Below are 20,698 nucleotides of genomic sequence, written 5' to 3' on the forward strand. Positions count from 1 at the left end.
GAAATCGAGGGTTCAAAAATTTTTGAAAACCGATTTTAAAGTTTTTTAACAATAAATTTTTGAATATGAAGAAAATCCAGATGGTTGATCTACAAAGCCAATACTACAAAATAAAAAGCGAAGTGGATCATGCGGTTTTGAATGTGATGGATTCGGCAGCATTTATCAACGGACCGGAAGTCCACTCTTTCCAGGCAGATTTGCAACAGTATTTGAACGTAAAATACGTTGTCCCATGTGCCAACGGAACCGATGCGCTGCAGATTGCCCTGATGGCGTTGGATTTGCAACCCGACGATGAAGTCATTACCGCAGATTTTACTTTTGCTGCAACGGTAGAAGTGATCCATTTGCTAAAATTGAAATCCGTTTTGGTAGATGTAGATTACGACACCTTTACCATCAGTACCGAAGCCATTAAAAAAGCCATTACACCCAAAACTAAAGCGATCATCCCCGTGCATCTGTTTGGTCAATGCGCGAATATGGAAGAAATTCTGAAAATCGCAAAAGAACATCATCTCTATGTGATCGAGGATAATGCGCAGGCCATTGGGGCTGATTTTCACTTCTCCGACGGCACCTCAAAAAAATCCGGCACGATGGGAACTATTGGAACCACATCTTTTTTCCCATCCAAAAATCTCGGTTGCTACGGCGATGGAGGAGCCATTTTTACTGATGATGATCAGCTTGCTCACAGACTGAGAGGTATTGTAAACCACGGCATGTACGAGCGTTATTACCACGATGAGGTGGGAGTCAATTCCAGATTGGACAGCATTCAGGCGGCGGTTTTGAGGAAGAAACTGCCCAACCTCGATTCTTATAACGAAGCCAGACGAAAAGCAGCAGATTATTACGACGACGCTTTTGCCGGAAACGAAAATATCCTCACGCCAAAAAGAGCCGACTATTCCACACACGTTTTTCATCAATATACTTTGAGAATTACCAACGGAAAACGCAACGAATTACAAAAATATCTGGCCGAAAAAGAAATCCCGGCGATGATCTACTATCCTGTGGCACTCCGAAAGCAAAAAGCCTATTATCAGGAAAGTGATCCTAAAAATTTTGTGAATACTGATAAATTATTGGACGAAGTAATTTCTCTGCCGATGCATACAGAACTGGATGAGGAGCAGATGAAGTATATTACAGAAGGCGTTTTGGAGTTTATCACTTCCTAAGGTTTTTTAAAATGGCATAGTGGTTGCAGTAAGGTACTTGATTTAACTTTTGATCATTTAACTAATCATACCTCATACAAACCATAAAAAATAATATTATGAAAAATTTAGTAATAGTAGCGGCATTATTAACCTCAGCGTTTAGTTTTGCACAAAGAGCCGAAAACAGAAATCAAGTGGGTGAAAGACACAGAGTAGCACAAGGCGTAAAATCCGGAGAAATTAATAAAACCGAAGCTGCAACCATTCACCAAGAATCTAAAGACGTAAAACAAGCCAAAAGAGCAGCAGTCTCCGACGGACAAGTGACTCCAAAAGAAAGAGCAGCCGTGGCAAAACAAGACAGGGAGCTCGACAAAACCATCTACGAAACCAAAAGTAATTAATGAATTTCTTAACGTTCGTAAGATATTTTTTAGTACAATATTGAAGAGAGGAAAACATTTATCCTCTCTTTTTGTTATTAAACTCGCAAAATCTGTATAAAAACATTTATAACTTTGCAGAGTGTCAAGGTGCAATTTTACAACAACAAAACCGAGCAAAAATTGCAGATAAAGACTTAACCTGAAAATAACTTTGTAAAAATAACTTCGACAAAGTAAAAAAAGAAAAAAACTATGTCCATACTCGTAACAGGCGGTCTCGGCTACATCGGGTCGCACACCGTTGTAGAACTCATCAATAATAATTTTGAAGTCGTCATTGTAGATGATCTTTCAAATTCAGAAAAATTTATCCTAAATAATATTGAAGAAATTACCGGCAAGCGTCCGATTTTTTATCCGTTCGATCTCAAAAGAAAGGAATTATTAAGCCAAGTTTTTGAGGCGCATATCATCAGCGGATGCATCCATTTTGCCGCTTCCAAAGCAGTGGGAGAGAGTATGCTAAAGCCCTTGGATTATTACGAAAACAACCTTTTTTCTTTGATCAATGTGCTTCAGGAATTCAGAAAAAGAGAAATTTCCAATTTTATTTTCAGCTCCTCTTGCACAGTTTACGGGCAGGCAGACCAGATGCCGATTGATGAAAATACACCTCTCAAAGAAGCCGAATCGTCCTACGGAAAAACCAAACAAATGGGCGAAGACATCCTGAAGGATTTCTCCAGAGCATACCAGAAAAAAGTTTCTTTACTTAGATATTTCAACCCCATCGGCGCCCATCCCACGGCACTGTTAGGAGAACTACCGGCCGGGATTCCTAATAATCTCGTTCCGTACGTCACGCAGACGGCAGCAGGAATTAGAGAAAAATTGAACATTTGGGGCGATGATTATCCCACAGAAGATGGCACGGCCATTCGAGATTACATCTACGTGGTAGATCTCGCAAAAGCACACGTTGCGGCGCTCAAAAAGTTGATGAACTCTGAAGAAGAAACCGTTTTGGATATTTATAATCTGGGGACAGGAAAAGGATCGTCTGTTTTGGAAGTCGTAAAAGCTTTTGAATTGGCCACAGGCGTAAAGGTGCCGTACCAAATTTGCCCGAGACGCGAAGGAGATATCACGATCGCTTATGCCAACGCCGATAAAGCAGAAAGAGAACTCGGCTGGAAATCCGAAACCTCTTTGGAAGAGGCCTTGAAAACGACTTGGGAATGGCAAAAATATCTGAACGAAAAATCCCAATAATAGCCGAAGTCCCGAAAGGACGATTTGTTAAAGATAGGGACAATCCTATTCAATTGTGATCGATTCTTCATTTCTCGGCAAAACTGAAAATACTGTGCAGTTTAATTTCAGAAAAACCTTTGGATTTGATTTTCGACGCATTAATCATCGCTTTAGCCAAAACCTCAGTTGGTAAAGGTTGCTGACTTTTCAAAAGTCCCAGTTTATTGATGAACTTAAGAATTTTCAGTCCCAGAACCTCGCTGCCTCTATCTGAGTTTTTGCGTTCCAACATTCCAGGCTTGAAGATGCTTGTTTTCTCGAATTTCAGATTCTTGATCGCTTCTTCCAGCTCGCCCTTCATTCGGGAATAAAAAATTTTTGAATTTGGACTTGCGCCGTAAGCCGAGACCAAAACGAAATCTTCCACCCCGTTTTCCTTCGCTGCTTTGGCAAAATTATATTGATAATCGTAGTCGATTTTCCATTGATTGTCTTTGCTGCCGGCAGATTTTAAGGTCGTTCCGAGGCAGGCAAATGCCACATCGCCCCTTACCAGATGTTTCCAATCTTCGGGATGGTCAAAGTCTACCAAGTGTTCGTGGACTTTATTATGATGAAAGTCTGAATGCCTTCTTACAAAAATATCGATTTGCTCAAACTCAGGATCTTGCGAAAGCTGATTCACAAGATCTTTTCCCGTCGCACCCGTTGCACCAATTACCAAAGCTTTCATAATTCAAAGATTGATAATAAAGTTAAGCAAAATTTCCGGCATTAAGTTTTGTAATTAAAAAAAATCAGAAAAGCGGAGACATTCATCTGTTGTAAACTTTGCTTCTGAAACCACAAAAGTCACAAAAACTTTAATTTTAATTTTAATTTAAGATTTTCAAAACTCCAAAAAATGATAATGTTCTTTTGTGTCATTTTGGTTAGTTTTTAACTCAGCTTATTGCGGTATTCCGCCCAAATAATCTTGAACCATTCCGTAAAATCATTAGGATTCTCAGCAATTTCCTTTTGCAAATCTTCAATAGAAATATATCGTATTTCAGAAACTTCATCAGAATTCAAATTAAATGATCCGGAAAAATCGCCCGTGAAAACATAGTCCAACTCGTGCTCCCAAAGCCCGTCTCCGACGTCCGCTTTGTAAATAAAATGGAATTTCTCGGTCAGCTCACAATCGATTCCCAACTCTTCCTTGATGCGTCGTTTCGCAGCTTCCAAATAAGATTCGTCAAGTCTTGGATGCGAGCAGCAGGCATTGGTCCATTGGTTTGGCGAGTGGTATTTTTCGTGGGCTCGCTTCTGCAAAAGCATTTCGCCTTCCGCATTGAACAGAAACACCGAAAATGCACGATGCAATAGCCCATTTTGGTGTGCTTGCAATTTTTCCATTTGCCCCAAAACTTCATCGTTTGGAGTTACCAATACCACTTTTTCCATAGCACAAAAATAGGTTTTTTAAAATAAATTTTTAGGAGCTAATCCCGCTTTCCACTATATCTTTTTTGTTTCATCACGTTTTATTATAAAATCGAAATTTAATCAAAAACAAAAAAGGATGCCGTTGCAATCGGGGCTATGGGATTTGTGAAAATAGGAAATTTTCTGCCTCAAGTTAAGGTTTTAACTAAGACTTCGAAACTTCAAAACTCTGCTTCCATTCATTCGTAAAATCAATAAAATCCGCAACAGACAATTCTTCCGCACGAATGTCAAGAAAACGGTGCGAATTCATAGCTTCAGGAATGCCAAGAACTTTCAGAGAATTGCTCATTTTTTTTCGTCTTTGCCCAAATCCGGCTTTCACGATTTGCTTGAAAAGAACTTCATTTCCGGCCAAGCCTGGTTTTAGATTTCGCTTCATTCGGATAACGCCCGATTTCACTTTTGGTGGCGGATTAAACACATTTTCGTGAACCGTGAAAAGATATTCCACATCGTAATAAGCCTGAACCAAAACCGACAAAATTCCGTATTCTTTAGTTCGTGGAATTCCGGATGTTCTCTCGGCAACTTCTTTCTGAAACATCCCGATCATTTCGGGAACATGCTGGAAATTATCAATGATTTTAAACAAAATATGAGACGAAATGTTATAAGGGAAATTACCAATCACAGCCACTTCTTCGCCACCAAAAACCGCCGGAAAATCAATCTTGAGGAAATCGCCTACGAAGTGCTGCTCCTTTAATTTCGGGTAATGTTTTTTAAGATAATCGATGGACTCGTTATCGATCTCCGCAACATAGAGCTCAACATCTTTTTCCAAAAGAAATTTCGTGAGAACGCCCATTCCCGGACCTACTTCCAAAACCTTTTTGTAACCCTCCAAAGAAAGCGAATCTACAATGTTTCGTGCGATGTTTTGGTCTGTGAGAAAATGCTGACCAAGGTGTTTTTTTGCTCTAACGTCCAATTCCGATTTTTTGCAAAGATAGAATTATATTCGGTTGTCCCAATGTTCTAAAAACTCATCTGAAATCCAAACTGAACGCCAAACTTCCGAACGTCGGAAGTGGAATTGGTATTGTGGTTCAGATAATTTCCTCGCCAGTTGAAATCAAATCGCAGCAATCTGAAGTTTCCCCAACCAATGTTTTCTATTCCAAATCCATATTCGTAATACGGTCTTTCCGGAGCGCTCAGGCTCAGACTTCCGGCATTAATATTCACACTGCCGTCTCTTAAACTTCCCACGCCTGAACGGAAAAAAGCTACCTCCCGCAATTTTAGTTTTTTGATTAATGGAATCTGAGACAAAATCTTTCCGTTGAAATGGTGCTCCAAAAACAAAACGGCGTAAGAATCTGCCACGAATTCGTAGTAATTCATCAACGAAAAAACCCCTCGTACCAAGCCATAAGACTGGTTGGCAGGCAGCACATTCTGCAAAGCGACGGGGAGCGAGTCGAAGTTTTTACCAACTTCCAGATTGGTAAACAAGCGTCCCCAGTTGCCGATAATAAAAGGCTGATAATAGTAAAATTGTAATTTGTTATAATTAAAATCAGAATTGAAAACGCCGCCAACGCCTTTGGTATATTTCAGAATAATCGTAGGATTGGTCGCCAAAGCTGTCATTTCGTAGCGGTCCACACCGTAGGTGGAAAATTTCATTCCTGGTCTGGCGATGATCGTTGTGGTCAATCTGGTATCGTTCAAATCCGTTCTCAGGACATCGCCTCGGTAAAAATCGATATTAAAGAAATTGGAATTAGCGGATTTTATATTCTGTGTGGTAGCATCCAATCTGATTTGAAAATTTTTCCACGGTTCTATGCTGGTGAATAGATTGGTTTGCTTTACAGAGCTCATTGAGGTCGTTTCGCCACTATTGAGAACGGAAGAAGACGCAAATGATCTGGTCATAATTCCCTCATCTGTAGTGAGTTGAACCCCGAGTTGCAGCACATCTTTTCGATATCCTGCACCAATCATAAAGCGGTTTTCTTTGTTGAACATATATTTGGCCTCGCCCCCAAATTTCCATTTATCATCGCGAAAACCGTACGCCGTATAGGCTTGGATTCGCCACATATCGTGCCGCGTCCGGTATGTTCGGAAGCCGGCTCTCAGTCTGTTTCCTTCGATATCGTTGTATCCGAAAGTCTGAAAGATATTCCCAATATCGATGCTGCGCCCCACGTGGACGTAGCCCGAGTTTCCGATTTCCACTATTTTAATAATGGCTTTGTATTTCCGATTATTGGCTAATTCGTCATACATTTTATAGATGTTTTGCTCTCGTTCTGTCAGAGCCTCGGTTCGGTTGGCTTGCCAATATGCCTCATCTTTCGCTACCAATTCATCTTCAGGCACCACTATTTTATTCAAAAATTCGTCAGATATGCCTTTATCGAATTCATAGTCGGAATAATTGGCGATCCGCCTCGCAATGACGGATTTTGCTTTCTCCCGATCCGTCAGAACCAGATGCAGTACTGTTTCGTTCCGAACGGGAATAAATGTGGAATCGTCCGGATTGTCAAACTCAATATCTGTGGATATCTTCTTTACAAAATTGATGTTGATGTTTTTGTTGGTCTGCATTTCCACCTTCGTCACATTATATTTGTCCATAGAAATATAAAGTCGGCCTTTCAGAGCGAGCGCTGCAGCATTTTTGGGTGTGAATCTGATCTCATAACTTCTTACGGTATTGACCTCCACGGTATCGGTAATATTATAATCAAAGACTCCAAAACCATCCGTAGAAACCGGACTTACAAAACCAATATTCAGATAATTAATCGTATTATCATAAATATTAATATCCTTGTACATACTTTCGACGGTCTTGGTGACGATTTGATTGTTTTGCAGACCGGAAACCCTGGTTGCTAAAAGATCGGTGCGCTCTTTCTTAGGATTGTTCTTGCCATAGGTTTGGAAGACGCTCTCAGTCAGGAAAAGAGGCAACACGGCTTTGCCCGCTATTTCCGACGAGTCATTGTATTTGAAAATGATAGAATCCAATCCGCGGAAAATTTTCTTTTTGGTAAAAGCACTATCGATGTTATCCAGCCGGAAATCTATTTTTTCGTAGGTTTTATATTTGTAATCTTTGTGAAGAAGCAGCCCGTTGGACTTTTTTCTCTTCCACACTTCGCGCATAATGGCATATGCGGGGTTTTCTTTCTTATTTTTATATTTCTTAACCCCTTGAATAACAACGCTTTCTATTTCGTTTTCCTTTTCCACTTGGGAAAACAAAAAACTAGTAATGAAAATCAGCAAAAAAGAGAGAATAAATTTTTTATCAGGCATCGAGGTCATCTGGCATTAAATATAATAACGGTTTATCACTGCAAATATTATTTCGAGGACGAGATTACTTTCCTTTTTCATAAAAGATCACATTTGCAGGACTGCAGACAGGAATAGACTTTCCCGTTGCCGAGAGCATTCCATTTTTGAGATTTCTGGTGAAAATATTGATGCGATTGGTATCCTGATTGGCAATCAAAACCAGTTTGTTGTTCGGGCTGATGGTGAAGTTTCTTGGATTTCTGCCCACGGTTTTGATCTGCTGTATTTTTTTGATGGTGCCGTTTTTCCTTCGTTTGAAAACCGTAATATCGTCTGCCTCATCCCGATTGGTGACGTAAACAAATTTCTCATTATTGGAAAGATGAATATCTGCTGCGCGGAAGTGAAATCTGACTTTCCGAGACAGCAGTGTTTCTTCCTGAATCAAACGAATTTTCCCTTCTTCAAAACTCAAAACGGAAACATCGCCGCTGAGTTCCTGCACCAGATAGACTAATTTTCCCGACTGGGCGAAAGCAAGATGCCGCGGTCCCGAACCCTTTTTTGCGTTATATTCGCCCACTTGTTCCAGAACCGGATCGCCCGTTTTATGATATTTGAAGACGTAAATCTTGTCCAGTCCCAGATCTGTCGCCAAAACGTATTGATGATCCGGCGAAAACTGTACTTGGTGGATGTGCGACTTCTCCTGACGTTTGGGATCTACGCCAACGCCTTCGAACTTGATATTCTGAAAAACTTCGGATAATTTCCCATCAACATATCGTTTGAAAACATTGATGCTGCCGCCGGAGTAATTGGCGGAGATCACATTCTGGTCGTCCGAAATCAGGAAAGCAGGATCTTCGCCCAGGGTTTTTCTTTCGTCTTTTTTGATTAATCTGCCATCGGATTCCTCAATAGAAAAGGAACTCACGGCGCTTTCAACTCCATTTTCGTTTACCGAAAAGAGGAATTTTTTATCCGGACTTAGGCTTACAAAACTAGGGTTGACGACATTTTCTGTATGAAATTTGAGATTGTATTTGTACGTATTTTCATCAAAGTCAAAAATGTATATGCCACCGCTGCTGCACTTGCCGCTATTGGTATAAGTTCCCACGATGATCGTATTTTGCGCAGACAAATTAATCATAAGAAATATTGAAAATAATAAAGTGCTCCAGATTTTCATTGTGATTTTAAAACGATTTGTAGGGTAAAATCTCAAATTTTGCCCGAATTTATCACATAAAAAATTAAGCCAAAGACCATTTAAGATAAATTAACTTTTATTTTATGAGAAAAGTCTGCCAACTTGCGCAAATCGATTTCTAAATATAATTTTGTCTCAAAATTTTTGCTATGACTTGGTCTGACATTCTAAAACCTATAAAAGAAAGTACATACTTCAAGGATTTGTGGACCGAGGTGAAACTCCAATATCAATCTTACCGCTGTTTTCCGCCAAAAAATGAGATTTTCCGCGCCTTGGAATTAACGGATTTTGAAGATGTTAAAGTCGTCATCATTGGTCAAGACCCGTATCATAACGATGGGCAAGCCAATGGACTTTGCTTCTCGGTTTCCGAAAATGTGGCCGCACCGCCATCCCTGAAGAACATTTTCCTCGAACTGAAAAATGATGTGGGAACCGAACGAATAAATAACGATTTGCAGGATTGGGCCAAGCAGGGCGTTCTCCTTCTCAATGCAACCTTAACCGTTCAGGCGCACCAAGCAAATTCTCACCGGAACCTGGGCTGGGAGCCGTTCACCGATTTTATTATCAAGCAAATTTCGGATCAGAAAGACAAGGTCGTCTTTGTACTCTGGGGCGCATTTGCCCAAAAAAAAGCTGCGTTGATAGACGAGACTAAGCATTTTATCATTCAATCTGCCCATCCATCGCCGTTTTCGGTTTACAGAGGATTTTTTGAAAGCCGACCGTTTTCCAAGATCAATAATTATCTTTTGGAAAACGGGAAAAAACCAATTGTTTGGGGATAATTTCGTTGGCTCGTTTTAGTGAAAATTAATTCTCTTTTTCATATTTAAAAGTGACGGTTGTGGCTTCTTGTTTTCCACCGGGATGCGGTTTCAAAGCCGTCAAAGTAAATTTATAACCGGCAAAAACGAACGATTTTTTAACATTTTGGGGTACAAAATCTCGCGTTCCCACTTGGAAATTGCTTTTTTGATTTCCGGAAAAAGCATCGATATCGGCGATCGCAAGGCCTTCCCAAACGCAGGTGACGCCCGCCGGGCAACGGTTGTCTTCCATCACGGCGTTGAATTGGAGATTGACATTGGAATTGGGAATTTTCACTTCTTTTCTCAGCCCGATTGTTACCAAATTATTTGTACCCGAGGAACTGGAATCGGTGGTCTGCGGCCGTGTTTTGCAATTGCAGAGGGCTAATAAAAGTGCTGTGCAAAAAAGAAGTCTCTGAATCATTCTTTAAGATTTTTAAAAGAAAATATAATAACCCACCACCAATAGCATAGCTAATCCGACCATCATGTTGAAGCCGGTTCCATAAATAAATCCTACAAAAGCACCTTTCACCGAATTAAAAGCTTTGGTAGTGTCGGTCAAGTCGTGCAACAGTTCGCCCAGAAAAACGCCGATCAACATCCCAATCAGGAAGCCAAAAGGAATGGGAATAAACATCAAGCCCAAGACGGTTCCCACAAGAGAACCGATGCTTCCGTAGCGGGTTCCGCCATATTTTTTGTTGGTTTGTGCAGGAATGATGTAGTTCAAAACCGTGGAAATAGCGGTCAACAGGGCAAATATCCAGACGTAAGCCATCGGCATCTCGTTTTCTGTCCCGAATTTGAAAATCAAGAGCCCACAAATACTGAGTAAAAGGCCCGGCAAAACGGGTATAATCGTCCCTACGAGTCCGACGAAAAGCAGCGCCAAAGCGATAATGTTTATGAGTGTGGAATCCAATTTTTATAATTTGATTAAAAATACAATTTTCGGGCGGAAGCGGAAAATTTATTATCCTTAAATTTGCGAATTATTACAGAAGCTATGAAAGACGAATTGAATGACTACAAAGATTTTCTCCAGCAAATCAGCGACGAGATTCATTTTTTTTGTAAGGACTATTTCCCCGACGAGTTTGTTTTGGCTGGGCAGATTTTCTTTAAATTTCTTTTTCTGATCGGATTAATTTTCATTCTCGCATTTATTCTAAGAAATCTCACCAATCTTATTTTTAAATTCTTCTTCGATAAGGACAAATATCCGGTGATGAAATCCATCTACCAGGCTAAAGTTACCAATTCTGTTGCTAACTTGTTGGCTCTGGCATTTGGAAATTATGCGCTTTTTTCGATTTTTTACAGGCATCCGAAGAGTTTCGTTTTTTTGGAGCGGCTTATCGGGATTCTGATCGTTTTTGTCCTCGCCAATATGGCTTTCAAATTCATCAAAGTTCTGCAGAATTACTATCTCATTCAAAAGGATTATTACAAGATTATTGCCATCAATTCTATAACGCAGACGGTTCGGATTTTTGGAACATTTATCTTTAGTGTCATCGCCATCTGCGTTCTTTTTGGCATCAGCAGCACTACAGTTTTGGGGAGTCTGGGAGCGATAACTGCGATGCTGGTTTTGGTTTTCAGGGATACGATTTTGGGATTTGTCACCGGGATCCACGTTGCAACTTCCAAAAATCTGAAGGTGGGCGATTGGGTGGCGATCCCCAAATATTCTATCGAGGGAAACATTGAGGATATAGATCTGCTGACGACCAAAATCAGAAATTTTGACAAAACACTTTCTACGATTCCGACTTACGATTTGCTGAGCACAGAGATTAAAAACCTACAGGTGATGAGCGAAAGCAATACACGGCGGATCAAGAAATCGATCATTTTCAACATCAATTCCTTTAAATTTTTGAATGACGACGATATCGAGAAATTGAAGCAAATTAATATGATAAAGGTTTATCTCACCGAGAAACAGAAAGAAATTTTGAATTCTAAAATCGGTACAGATGCTTCTGAAAAGAATATCAACGGCATCCAACTCACCAACATCGGAACCTTCCGGAAATATGCGTACGAATATCTAAAGCACAATCCGCACATCAACCAAAAAGAGACTATTCTCGTGCGCCAGCTGGAGATTACGCCGCAGGGTCTGCCTTTGGAACTGTATTGTTTCACAACAGATTCCAACTGGGAGCGTTTCGAAAAAATCCAATCCGATATTTTCGATCATCTGCTGGTGGCGTCCAAAGAATTCGATTTGGAAATCAGCCAGATCAGTTTAAAAATTTAATTCAAAATTCAGTAAATGACAAAATTAAGTGTCAATATCAACAAAATCGCAACACTCCGAAATGCCCGAGGCGGCAATGTCCCAAGTGTGACGCAAGTGGCGATGGATCTGGAAAGATTCGGTGCGCAAGGCATCACCATCCATCCCAGGCCGGACCAGCGACATATCACGAGGAAAGATGTTTATGATCTGAAACCGCTTGTAAAAACCGAATTCAACATAGAAGGCAATCCGCAGAGCGCATTTGTGGAGATGGTTTTGGAGGTGAAGCCCGAGCAAGTCACGTTGGTTCCGGATGCAGACGATGCCATTACCTCCAACGCCGGCTGGGATTGCGAGAAAAATCTGACTTTTTTGAAATCCGTCATTTCAAAATTTAAAAATGAAGGCATCAGAACGTCGATTTTTTTGGATCCCAATCCCGAAATGGTGAAATTTGCTGCAGAAACAGGAACCGACAGAATCGAACTTTACACCGAATTTTACGCGAAAAATTATCCAAAAGATAAAGAAGAAGCTATAAAGTCTTATATAGAAACCGCGATTGAAGCGGAGAAATACGGTTTAGGCATCAACGCCGGCCACGATCTGAGTCTTGATAATTTAAAATATTTTTCCGACCACATCCCCAATCTTCTGGAGGTTTCCATCGGACACGCTTTGATATCGGAAGCGCTTTATTTGGGCTTGGAAAATACCGTGCAGATCTATCTGAAACGGTTGGCAAAGTGGTAGAAATTGTTTAAATTTGAAATATGAATTCCGAAATTACAATCAACGATTTCTCACAACATCTTTTTTGGGATGTAAACCTCAAGTCTTTTGACCTCGAGAAACATAAGGAACAAATGGTATTCAAAGTACTGGAATATGGACTTTTGGAAGATTGGAATTTATTAAAAAAACTTTATGGTAAGGATGAAATCAAAAGAATTTCACTCAACATTAGAAGTTTAGATGCAGTTACCTTATCGTTTTTATCTACAATTTTCAATGTTGACAAATCAGAATTCAGATGTTACAAACACAGACAATTAGTCCAGAATGTCTGGAACTCTTAGAACGAATTTCTAATTTTGAGTTTTTCAATGGGTTTGTTTTAGTTGGCGGGACGGCCTTAGCTTTGCAAATAGGACATCGCAATTCTATTGATTTAGATTTTTTTGGAAATAAGAAAATTGATGAAGAACTTTTTATACAAAATTTGGAAAAATTTGGGAGCGTAAAGATCCTTAAAGTTTCCAAGAACATTCTGATCACTTCGATCAATAATATAAAAACTGATTTTGTGAATTATAATTATTCGTGGATATCGGAAAGAAAATACAGCGGAAAAATCTGTCTTGCATCGAAAGAAGATATTGCGGCAATGAAATTAAATGCAATTTCCGGAAGAGGAAGCAAAAAGGATTTTATTGACTTATTTTTTTTGCTTAAAGAATTTTCATTGGAAGAAATGATAAATTTTTATCGTCAAAAATACACACAACATTCTGAATTTGGAATGTTAAAATCAATCACTTATTTCGAAGATGCAGATCAAGAAAATGAGCCTGAAATGTTAGTAGAATTCGACTGGGAACACGCCAAAGAAAAAATTAAAGAAGAATATTTTAAATTGGGACTGTGGTAAATTTTCATTCAATCCCAAGTTAATCGCAAACTTTGCTATCCCAACCGTACTTTTGGAAACTTTTTTTAAGCCATCTGATGACTTTTAACTATTTGATAATTAGTTAATAAAAAAGGTTTAAATCTTCAATTTTAATATGTTTAATTAATGGAAATCTTACACTCAAAAATATACGGAGAAGAAAGAACCGAAATGCCGCTTTTGGTTTTCCACGGCTTGTTCGGAATGCTCGACAATTGGGGAAGCTTTGGGAAAGAATTTGGAGCATTGATGCCGACGCATCTAATTGATTTGAGAAATCACGGGCGCAGTTTTCATTCCGATTCGATGTCGCACGACGATCTGGCCAATGACATTCTCCATTATATGCAGTTTCACAACATCGAAAAAGCCAATCTGCTGGGGCATTCTTTAGGCGGAAAAGCGGTGATGCAATTCGCCATCAATTTTCCGGAAAAAGTCCATAAACTCATCGTGGTCGATATCTCGCCAAAAGCCTATCCTCCTCATCATCAAGGAATTATAAAAGCCTTGCAAAGCGTCGATTTTGAAGCCGTGCAGACGAGGCAAGATGTAGAAAAAGTTCTGGAAAACTATATTCACGAGAAATCTGTGATTCAGTTTTTGATGAAAAATCTCTATTGGACCGACGACAAAAAACTGGCTTGGCGATTCAATCTCAAAACTTTGGCCGAAAAATACACCGAATTTGTTTCCAAAGCCATCCGCTTTGGCATATTCAGCGGTCCCACTATGTTTGTTGCCGGCGCCAATTCCAATTATATTTTGCCGCAGGACGAATTTCTCATCAAGCAACAATTTCCTAATTCCAAAATCATTAAAATCGCCAACGCCGGTCATTGGGTTCATGCTGATAACCCGGCAGATTTCAATGCGGCGGTCCGAGATTTTCTTTTATCCTAAAAATTTTTGTTGATAATTTTATGGCAGATTTCCTCGTCAGGAACGGTGTTTTTTACCGAATTAAATTATCTTTGTAAAAATCATTAATGAAAAAATATCAAGAGACCGTTTATAAACTCATTTTGTTTTTTTCGGTTCTTATCAATCTTTTTTTGGTGGGACTTTTATTTTTCGTCGTCAGAGATTCTGTTTCCGAAACTGGCGCTTATTTTTTTGAAGGACAACGCTTTTGGTATTTCGTGGAAATCATCACAACCTATACTTTGTTGAATTTTTATTTTCTATTTAATATTCTGAAAAAATCAGCGAAACATCAACCTGAAAAATCCATCCGAGAATGATTTTAATTACAGGAGCTACCGGTATTTTGGGACGCGTGATCGCACTGGAACTCCTGAAAAAAGGGCAGAAAGTGCGTGCCGCCAAACGCCCGACCAGCAACATAGAGGAGGTTCGGGAATCTTTCCGGTTTTATACCGGCAAGCCCGATTTTTATTTTGAGCAGATCGAGTGGGTGGATATTGATTTTGAGGATTTAATGTCGTTGGAAGCGGTTTTGAAAGATGTTGAGGAGGTCTATCATTGTGCCGCGAAAGTGAGCTTCAATCCTATGGCACAAAAAGAATTGTACAAAAATAACTCCGAGTTCACCGAGAGGCTGCTTTTTGCAATAGATCCGGCGAAAGTGAAGAAGTTCCTCTTTGTGAGTTCTGTCGCCGTTCTGGATGGTTTTAATGACCAAGGCGAAATGGATGAAAATTCTGATTTCAACGCCAAACTGGATCATTCGGACTATGCGATTTCCAAATATATTTCCGAAATGGCGGTTTGGAGAGCTTCTGCGGAAGGCCTCAATACCATTATTATAAATCCGGGATTAATCATCGGTTCGGGAAACTGGCAGCACAGCAGCGGAACACTCTTCAGGCAGATGTCGAATGCTTTTACTTTTCCCGGATCTACGGCTTATGTAGATGTGCGAGATGTTGCTAAGATTGCTGTGGAATTAATGGAGAGAAATATCTTCGGACAACGGTTTATCGTCACTTCCGAAAATGTAAAATACAAACATATTGCAGACAAAGTTCGGCGGCATTTTGGGAAAAAACCGGCAAAATTGGTTCCCAATTTCATTCTCGATGTCTTGCCCATTGTCTCAACAATCTTCGGCTGGATTATTCCGATTTTTAAATTGGCGAGCAAAGCCAACATCGAAACCGTCCGATCGGACTCGAAAATTACAAATAAAAAAATCCGCGAAACTTTGAATTATCAATTCATTCCCATCGACGAAAGTGTAGATTTTCACCTGAAAAATTATGCCGAAAGCATCGCCAAATCTAAGTCATGAACATCACGGAATTTCTGAATACCAATACGAAAAGATTTCCGCAGAAAGCCGCTGTCGGATTCAAAAAAGACAACGAATGGAAGGAACTGACTTGGATGCGCTTCAAGCAGATGGTTTTCAAAACGGCAAATGCATTGCTGGAAGCAGGGGTTCGAGAAAACGATAAAGTGGCGATCTATGCCGACAATTGTCCCGAATGGATGCTTATGGACGTCGCCACGCTGGCCATCGGTGCGGTGACTGTTCCGATCTATGCTACGAATGGCGCAGACCAAGTGGAGTATATCCTGAATCACGCAGAACCCAAAATCCTCTTGACCGGCAATCAGGAGCAGTACGAAATCTGCCACAATTTGCTACAAAAAACTGCCAGCGTAGAACTGATAATTTCCGCAAAGCAGAATTTTGCTTTGAAAGAAAAATCTTCATTTTTGTCGGATTTTATTGCAGCAAGTTCGGATCAATTGCGCCTTGCAGAAAAGTCGGATGATGATCTGGCGACCATCATTTATACTTCGGGAACTTCCGGCACGCCAAAAGGCGTGATGCTCACGCACGGCAACTTTCGGAAAGCTTTCGAAGCGCACATTAATTTTTTCGGTTTTAAGGATTTTGAAAAGGAACAGTCCTTAGCATTTCTGCCCTTAAGCCACGTTTTCGAAAGAAGCTGGACCTTGTTCTGCTTCTCCGTCGGTGCAAAAGTGAGTTTTCTGGAGAATCCCAAACTCATCGCCACCGCTTTGCAGGAAGTGAAACCGACAACGATGTGTTCCGTTCCTCGGTTCTACCAAAAAATTTATGCTGGCATCCAAGAAAACGTGGAAAATGGCTCTCCAATCAAGAAAAAAATCTTCGACTGGGCCATTGCCACAGGTTCGAAAGTTTCGGAAAGAAAAAGAAATGAGCAGACCGTTCCATTTTTACTCTGTCAAAAATATAAACTTGCAGACGCCTTGGTTTTCAATCAAATTAAGAAAAAACTGGGCGGCAGACTCTGGTTTCTGCCTTGCGGTGGCGCCTCGATTTCTGCGGAAGTCACAGCCTTTTTTGATGCAATGGGAATCCACCTGACCGTCGGATACGGAATGACTGAAACCACTGCAACTATCACCGCATTTCCTTTCACAAAATATAAATATGGAACTGCGGGAAAAATGCTTGGAGATTCTCAAATCAAAATCGGGGAGAATGATGAAATCCTCGTGAAAGGCAGTGGCGTTATGAAAGGCTATTACAAAAATCCGGATGAAAACGACAAAATCTTTACCCAAGATGGCTGGATGAAAACCGGTGATGCAGGCGTTTTGGACAGCGAAGGAAACTTGACGATAACGGACAGAATCAAAGACTTGATGAAAACCTCCAATGGGAAATATATCGCACCGCAACCCATTGAAAATCTGTTTTCCAACAACCATTTCATCAATCACATTATGCTGGTTGCAGAGGACCGACCATTTGTTTCTGCCGTGATTGTTCCCAATTTTGAAACTCTAAAAGAGAAATTAAAGACAATGAATATCCCATTCACAAACTGGGCAGACGTTGTTGAAAATGAAGAAGTAAAAGCATTTTATCACAAGCTGATCGATGAGATACAAACCAAGTTGCCGGGCTTCGAGAAAATTAAAAAATTTGTATTGATGCCGGCAGATTTTGAAATTGAGAGTGGCGAAATTACACCGACTTTAAAAATTAAGCGAAATATCGTAATCGAAAAATATGCAGACAAAATTAAATCGCTTTATGGTAAATAGATCCAGAAATTGAATTTTTTGTAACGAAATGTGCTGTACCGATGCTATTTTTAAAATTTAGAACCAAAAACTATTTTTAAAATTGATTAATTTTACGAACCTTATAATAAAATCTAATTCGAAGTTTTATAAATGAATACACAACAATTCGTGAATCGCCACATCAGCCTCAACGAGTCTGATAAAGCGGAAATGCTGAAGAAAGTAAAAGCAGTGAGTATTGAAGAATTAATCTCGCAAACCATTCCCGATGCCATCAGGCTAACGAAAGATCTGGAAATTTCGGAACCGCTTTCCGAGTACGAGATGCTCTTGCACTCCAAGGAATTGGCTGCCAAAAATCTGAATTTCGATAGTTATATCGGTTTCGGATATCACGATACCATTTTGCCTTCACCGATTCAGAGAAATATTCTCGAAAATCCAAGTTGGTACACTGCTTACACACCCTATCAGGCAGAGATTGCGCAGGGAAGGTTAGAAGCTTTGCTCAATTTCCAAACGGTGGTGGCGGATCTGACGGGTTTTCCACTTGCCAATGCCTCTCTCCTTGACGAATCGACGGCAGCTGCAGAAGCCATGCACATGTTCTTCAACAACAGAACGAAAGATCAAAAGAAAAATAATGCTTCCAAGTTTTTCATCTCAGATTTAGTCTTTCCTCAAACTATTTCTGTTATTAAAACAAAGGCCGAAGGTCTTGGTATTGATGTGATTGTGGGGAATCACCTCCATCATCAGTTTAATGAATCTTACTTCGGTGTTTTGTTGCAATATCCCGGCAAAAACGGAATTGTATTGGACTATACAGAAAACATTAGTTATTATAAAAAATTTGATTTGCAAGTCGTAGTAGCTTGTGATCCGATGGCTTTGGTGAAGCTGAAATCTCCGGCGGATATGGGTGCAGATTGTGCCATCGGAACGACTCAAAGATTTGGGATTCCAATGGGTTACGGCGGTCCTCACGCGGCGTTTTTCGCTTGCAAGGACGATTATAAAAGAGATATGCCGGGCAGAATTATTGGTGTTTCTCAAGATATGTACGGCAATCGGGCGTTGAGAATGGCTTTGCAAACCAGAGAGCAGCATATCAAAAGAGAAAGAGCAACGTCCAACATTTGTACAGCTCAAGTTCTTCTTGCGGTAATGGCCGGTATGTATGCTGTATATCACGGCCCTAAAGGTTTGGAATTTATAGCAGATCAGATTCATTATAAAACCAATGCTCTAGCTGATGCGTTGAAAGTTTTAGGTTATGACATTGTGAACGAACCGGTTTTCGATACGGTAAAATTCAGATTGCACGAGGAGGAAAAAGCGTCTTTGAGAATGAAAATGAGAGATTTGAAAATCAATCTTAATTATTTCTCCCACGGCATTGTCAGTATTTCTATCAATGAAACCACAACTTTGGACAAATTGAATACTTTGGTCGAGGCTTTTGCGCAGTTCAAGGGAAAACAAGGCTATAAAGTAATTTTGAAAGAAGAATATTCCGTACCGGCAGAATTATTGAGAAAAGATCAAATATTAAAAGAAGAAGTTTTCAACAAATACCACACAGAAACCGAATTGATGCGCTACATCAAGCGATTGGAGAGAAAAGATTTGTCTTTGACCCATTCTATGATTTCTCTTGGCTCTTGCACGATGAAACTGAATGCCGCTACTCAAATGATCCCTTTATCTTGGGTAGAATGGGGAAGTGTTCATCCATTTGTGCCCACAGAACAGGCAGGCGGCTATCAGGAAATGATTAAAGAGTTGGAGAAAGACTTGGCTGAGATCACTGGTTTTGCTGGAACATCACTTCAGCCAAACTCCGGAGCGCAAGGGGAATATTCTGGACTTATGGTCATCAGAAAATATCACAAAAGCCGAGGCGAAGGCCACAGAAATATCGTTCTGATACCGCAATCGGCGCACGGCACCAATCCCGCTTCCGCCGCAATGGCCGGGATGAACATCATCGTCGTCAAGAATCTTGAGAGTGGCGAAATCGATTTCGAAGATTTCAAAACAAAAACGGAGCAACATTCTGAAAATCTGGCGGCAGTGATGATTACCTATCCTTCGACTTACGGATTTTTCGATGCCAATATCAAAGAAATTACCAACCTGGTTCACCAGCACGGCGGGCAAGTCTATATGGACGGCGCGAATATGAATGCACAAGTGGGCTATACCAGTCCGGGAAACATCGGTGCAGACGTTTGTCACCTCAATCTTCACAAGACTTTCGCAATCCCTCACGGCGGTGGCGGACCCGGCGTCGGTCCGATTTGCGTGGCAGAACATTTGGTGCCGTTTTTACCAACCAATGCAAATTTACCAATCGGCGGTAAAGAAGCAATAGAAGGGATTTCTGCAGCGCCTTACGGTTCCGGATTGATTTTGAATATTTCTTACGCTTATATCAAAATGTTGGGAACTTCCGGATTGAAAAAAGCAACGGAACACGCCATTTTGAATGCTAACTATCTTAAAGAAATTTTGGCGGAACATTTCCCGATCCTTTATGCAAACTCAAAAGGCCGAGTGGCGCACGAGTGTATCGTAGATTTTCGCCAGTTCAAATCTTTGGGAATCGAGGTGGCAGATGTTGCCAAACGACTGATGGACTATGGTTTCCACGCGCCAACTGTGAGTTTCCCGGTTGCAGGAACATTGATGATAGAACCGACGGAGTCTGAAAGCAAAGCCGAAATCGACCGCTTTGCAGAAGCGCTGATCAACATCAAAAAGGAAATCGAAGAAATAGCCAATGGCAACGCAGACCGAGAAAATAACGTTCTGAAAAATGCGCCGCATACCGAGCAATTGGTAATCTCAGATTCTTGGGATAAGCCTTACGGCAGAGAGAAAGCAGCTTATCCGCTGGAGTGGGTGAGGACTCATAAATTCTTTGCAACCGTAGCGAGAATCGATGAAGCATTTGGCGACAGAAACTTGATTTGCACTTGCGAGCCGATTGAAGCTTACATGTAAATTTGGATTCCAATAGTATATTTTTTTTTACAGAAAGACTGCATACAGACAACTAACCGAAGCAAATCATTTACTTTGGTTGTTGTTTTTTTGAGGCTTATATTTTTAAATGTTGCTTAACGTAAATGCTGAGAATGATTGAATCTCCTAGTTTCGTTTATCA

20 protein-coding genes are annotated in these 20,698 nt (G+C 40.4%); 13 read left to right on the forward strand and 7 right to left on the reverse strand.

The window, feature by feature from the left end:
• Window positions 1-65 precede the first annotated feature (65 nt).
• The 3 genes from DTW91_RS07375 (at window position 66) to galE (ending at window position 2,833) form a co-directional block, all read left to right on the forward strand.
• Window positions 66-1,193, forward strand: coding sequence for a DegT/DnrJ/EryC1/StrS family aminotransferase (locus DTW91_RS07375; protein ID WP_125202746.1), 1,128 nt, complete (start codon window positions 66-68; stop codon window positions 1,191-1,193).
• Between the two features lie 98 nt (window positions 1,194-1,291).
• Window positions 1,292-1,579, forward strand: coding sequence for a hypothetical protein (locus DTW91_RS07380; protein WP_125202747.1), 288 nt, complete (start codon window positions 1,292-1,294; stop codon window positions 1,577-1,579).
• Between the two features lie 234 nt (window positions 1,580-1,813).
• Window positions 1,814-2,833 (forward strand): UDP-glucose 4-epimerase GalE, encoded by a 1,020-nt coding sequence (gene galE / locus DTW91_RS07385; RefSeq protein WP_125202748.1) that lies wholly within the window; start codon window positions 1,814-1,816, stop codon window positions 2,831-2,833.
• Between the two features lie 67 nt (window positions 2,834-2,900).
• On the opposite strand, the gene DTW91_RS07390 is transcribed toward galE, so the two are convergent.
• The 5 genes from DTW91_RS07390 to DTW91_RS07410 form a co-directional block, all read right to left on the reverse strand.
• Entirely contained in the window at window positions 2,901-3,548 is a 648-nt protein-coding gene (locus DTW91_RS07390; protein WP_125202749.1) for an NAD(P)H-binding protein, read from the reverse strand.
• A gap of 206 nt (window positions 3,549-3,754) precedes the next feature.
• Window positions 3,755-4,264 (reverse strand): isopentenyl-diphosphate Delta-isomerase, encoded by a 510-nt coding sequence (gene idi, locus DTW91_RS07395; RefSeq protein WP_125202750.1) that lies wholly within the window; start codon window positions 4,262-4,264, stop codon window positions 3,755-3,757.
• Between the two features lie 187 nt (window positions 4,265-4,451).
• Window positions 4,452-5,240, reverse strand: a complete 789-nt coding sequence (gene rsmA, locus DTW91_RS07400; RefSeq protein WP_125202751.1) for a 16S rRNA (adenine(1518)-N(6)/adenine(1519)-N(6))-dimethyltransferase RsmA — start codon at window positions 5,238-5,240, stop codon at window positions 4,452-4,454.
• A gap of 47 nt (window positions 5,241-5,287) precedes the next feature.
• Window positions 5,288-7,525, reverse strand: coding sequence for a DUF5686 family protein (locus DTW91_RS07405; protein ID WP_148096884.1), 2,238 nt, complete (start codon window positions 7,523-7,525; stop codon window positions 5,288-5,290).
• 130 nt (window positions 7,526-7,655) lie between these two features.
• Complete coding sequence (locus tag DTW91_RS07410; protein ID WP_185144755.1) at window positions 7,656-8,729, reverse strand: lactonase family protein; 1,074 nt, start codon at window positions 8,727-8,729, stop codon at window positions 7,656-7,658.
• A 209-nt stretch (window positions 8,730-8,938) separates the two neighbouring features.
• On the opposite strand from DTW91_RS07410, the gene DTW91_RS07415 reads away from it, so the two are divergent.
• Window positions 8,939-9,583 (forward strand): uracil-DNA glycosylase, encoded by a 645-nt coding sequence (locus DTW91_RS07415; protein WP_125202754.1) that lies wholly within the window; start codon window positions 8,939-8,941, stop codon window positions 9,581-9,583.
• Between the two features lie 25 nt (window positions 9,584-9,608).
• On the opposite strand, the gene DTW91_RS07420 is transcribed toward DTW91_RS07415, so the two are convergent.
• Both DTW91_RS07420 and DTW91_RS07425 read right to left on the reverse strand, forming a co-directional pair.
• Window positions 9,609-10,031: a hypothetical protein gene (locus tag DTW91_RS07420; protein ID WP_125202755.1), complete on the reverse strand. Its 423-nt coding sequence runs from the start codon at window positions 10,029-10,031 to the stop codon at window positions 9,609-9,611.
• A 12-nt stretch (window positions 10,032-10,043) separates the two neighbouring features.
• On the reverse strand, window positions 10,044-10,532 hold the full coding sequence (locus tag DTW91_RS07425) for a DUF456 domain-containing protein (RefSeq protein ID WP_125202756.1): 489 nt from the start codon (window positions 10,530-10,532) through the stop codon (window positions 10,044-10,046).
• An 84-nt stretch (window positions 10,533-10,616) separates the two neighbouring features.
• On the opposite strand from DTW91_RS07425, the gene DTW91_RS07430 reads away from it, so the two are divergent.
• The 9 genes from DTW91_RS07430 (at window position 10,617) to gcvP (ending at window position 20,535) form a co-directional block, all read left to right on the forward strand.
• Window positions 10,617-11,879: a mechanosensitive ion channel family protein gene (locus DTW91_RS07430; protein WP_125202757.1), complete on the forward strand. Its 1,263-nt coding sequence runs from the start codon at window positions 10,617-10,619 to the stop codon at window positions 11,877-11,879.
• Between the two features lie 15 nt (window positions 11,880-11,894).
• Window positions 11,895-12,614 carry a pyridoxine 5'-phosphate synthase gene (locus DTW91_RS07435; RefSeq protein WP_125202758.1) on the forward strand — a complete coding sequence of 240 codons (720 nt, stop codon included), beginning with the start codon at window positions 11,895-11,897 and terminating at the stop codon, window positions 12,612-12,614.
• A gap of 20 nt (window positions 12,615-12,634) precedes the next feature.
• The gene (locus DTW91_RS07440; RefSeq protein WP_125202759.1) at window positions 12,635-12,940 is read left to right on the forward strand and encodes a DUF6922 domain-containing protein; all 306 of its coding nucleotides are present in this window, start codon (window positions 12,635-12,637) and stop codon (window positions 12,938-12,940) included.
• A complete protein-coding gene (locus DTW91_RS13060; protein ID WP_125202760.1) occupies window positions 12,895-13,512 on the forward strand; it encodes a nucleotidyl transferase AbiEii/AbiGii toxin family protein in 618 nt (205 codons plus the stop codon). Before DTW91_RS07440 ends, DTW91_RS13060 begins: the two co-directional genes overlap by 46 nt.
• A gap of 147 nt (window positions 13,513-13,659) precedes the next feature.
• Window positions 13,660-14,436 (forward strand): alpha/beta fold hydrolase, encoded by a 777-nt coding sequence (locus DTW91_RS07450; RefSeq protein WP_125202761.1) that lies wholly within the window; start codon window positions 13,660-13,662, stop codon window positions 14,434-14,436.
• Between the two features lie 86 nt (window positions 14,437-14,522).
• Complete coding sequence (locus DTW91_RS07455) at window positions 14,523-14,777, forward strand: hypothetical protein (protein WP_125202762.1); 255 nt, start codon at window positions 14,523-14,525, stop codon at window positions 14,775-14,777.
• On the forward strand, window positions 14,774-15,787 hold the full coding sequence (locus DTW91_RS07460; RefSeq protein ID WP_125202763.1) for an NAD-dependent epimerase/dehydratase family protein: 1,014 nt from the start codon (window positions 14,774-14,776) through the stop codon (window positions 15,785-15,787). The genes DTW91_RS07455 and DTW91_RS07460 overlap by 4 nt, the downstream gene beginning before the upstream one ends.
• Window positions 15,784-17,544 (forward strand): AMP-dependent synthetase/ligase, encoded by a 1,761-nt coding sequence (locus tag DTW91_RS07465; protein ID WP_125202764.1) that lies wholly within the window; start codon window positions 15,784-15,786, stop codon window positions 17,542-17,544. Before DTW91_RS07460 ends, DTW91_RS07465 begins: the two co-directional genes overlap by 4 nt.
• Before the next feature lie 132 nt (window positions 17,545-17,676).
• Window positions 17,677-20,535, forward strand: a complete 2,859-nt coding sequence (gcvP, locus tag DTW91_RS07470; protein ID WP_125202765.1) for an aminomethyl-transferring glycine dehydrogenase — start codon at window positions 17,677-17,679, stop codon at window positions 20,533-20,535.
• Window positions 20,536-20,698 lie beyond the last annotated feature (163 nt).

Source organism: Chryseobacterium sp. SC28 (genome assembly GCF_003932955.1).
Taxonomy (GTDB): Bacteria; Bacteroidota; Bacteroidia; order Flavobacteriales; family Weeksellaceae; genus Epilithonimonas.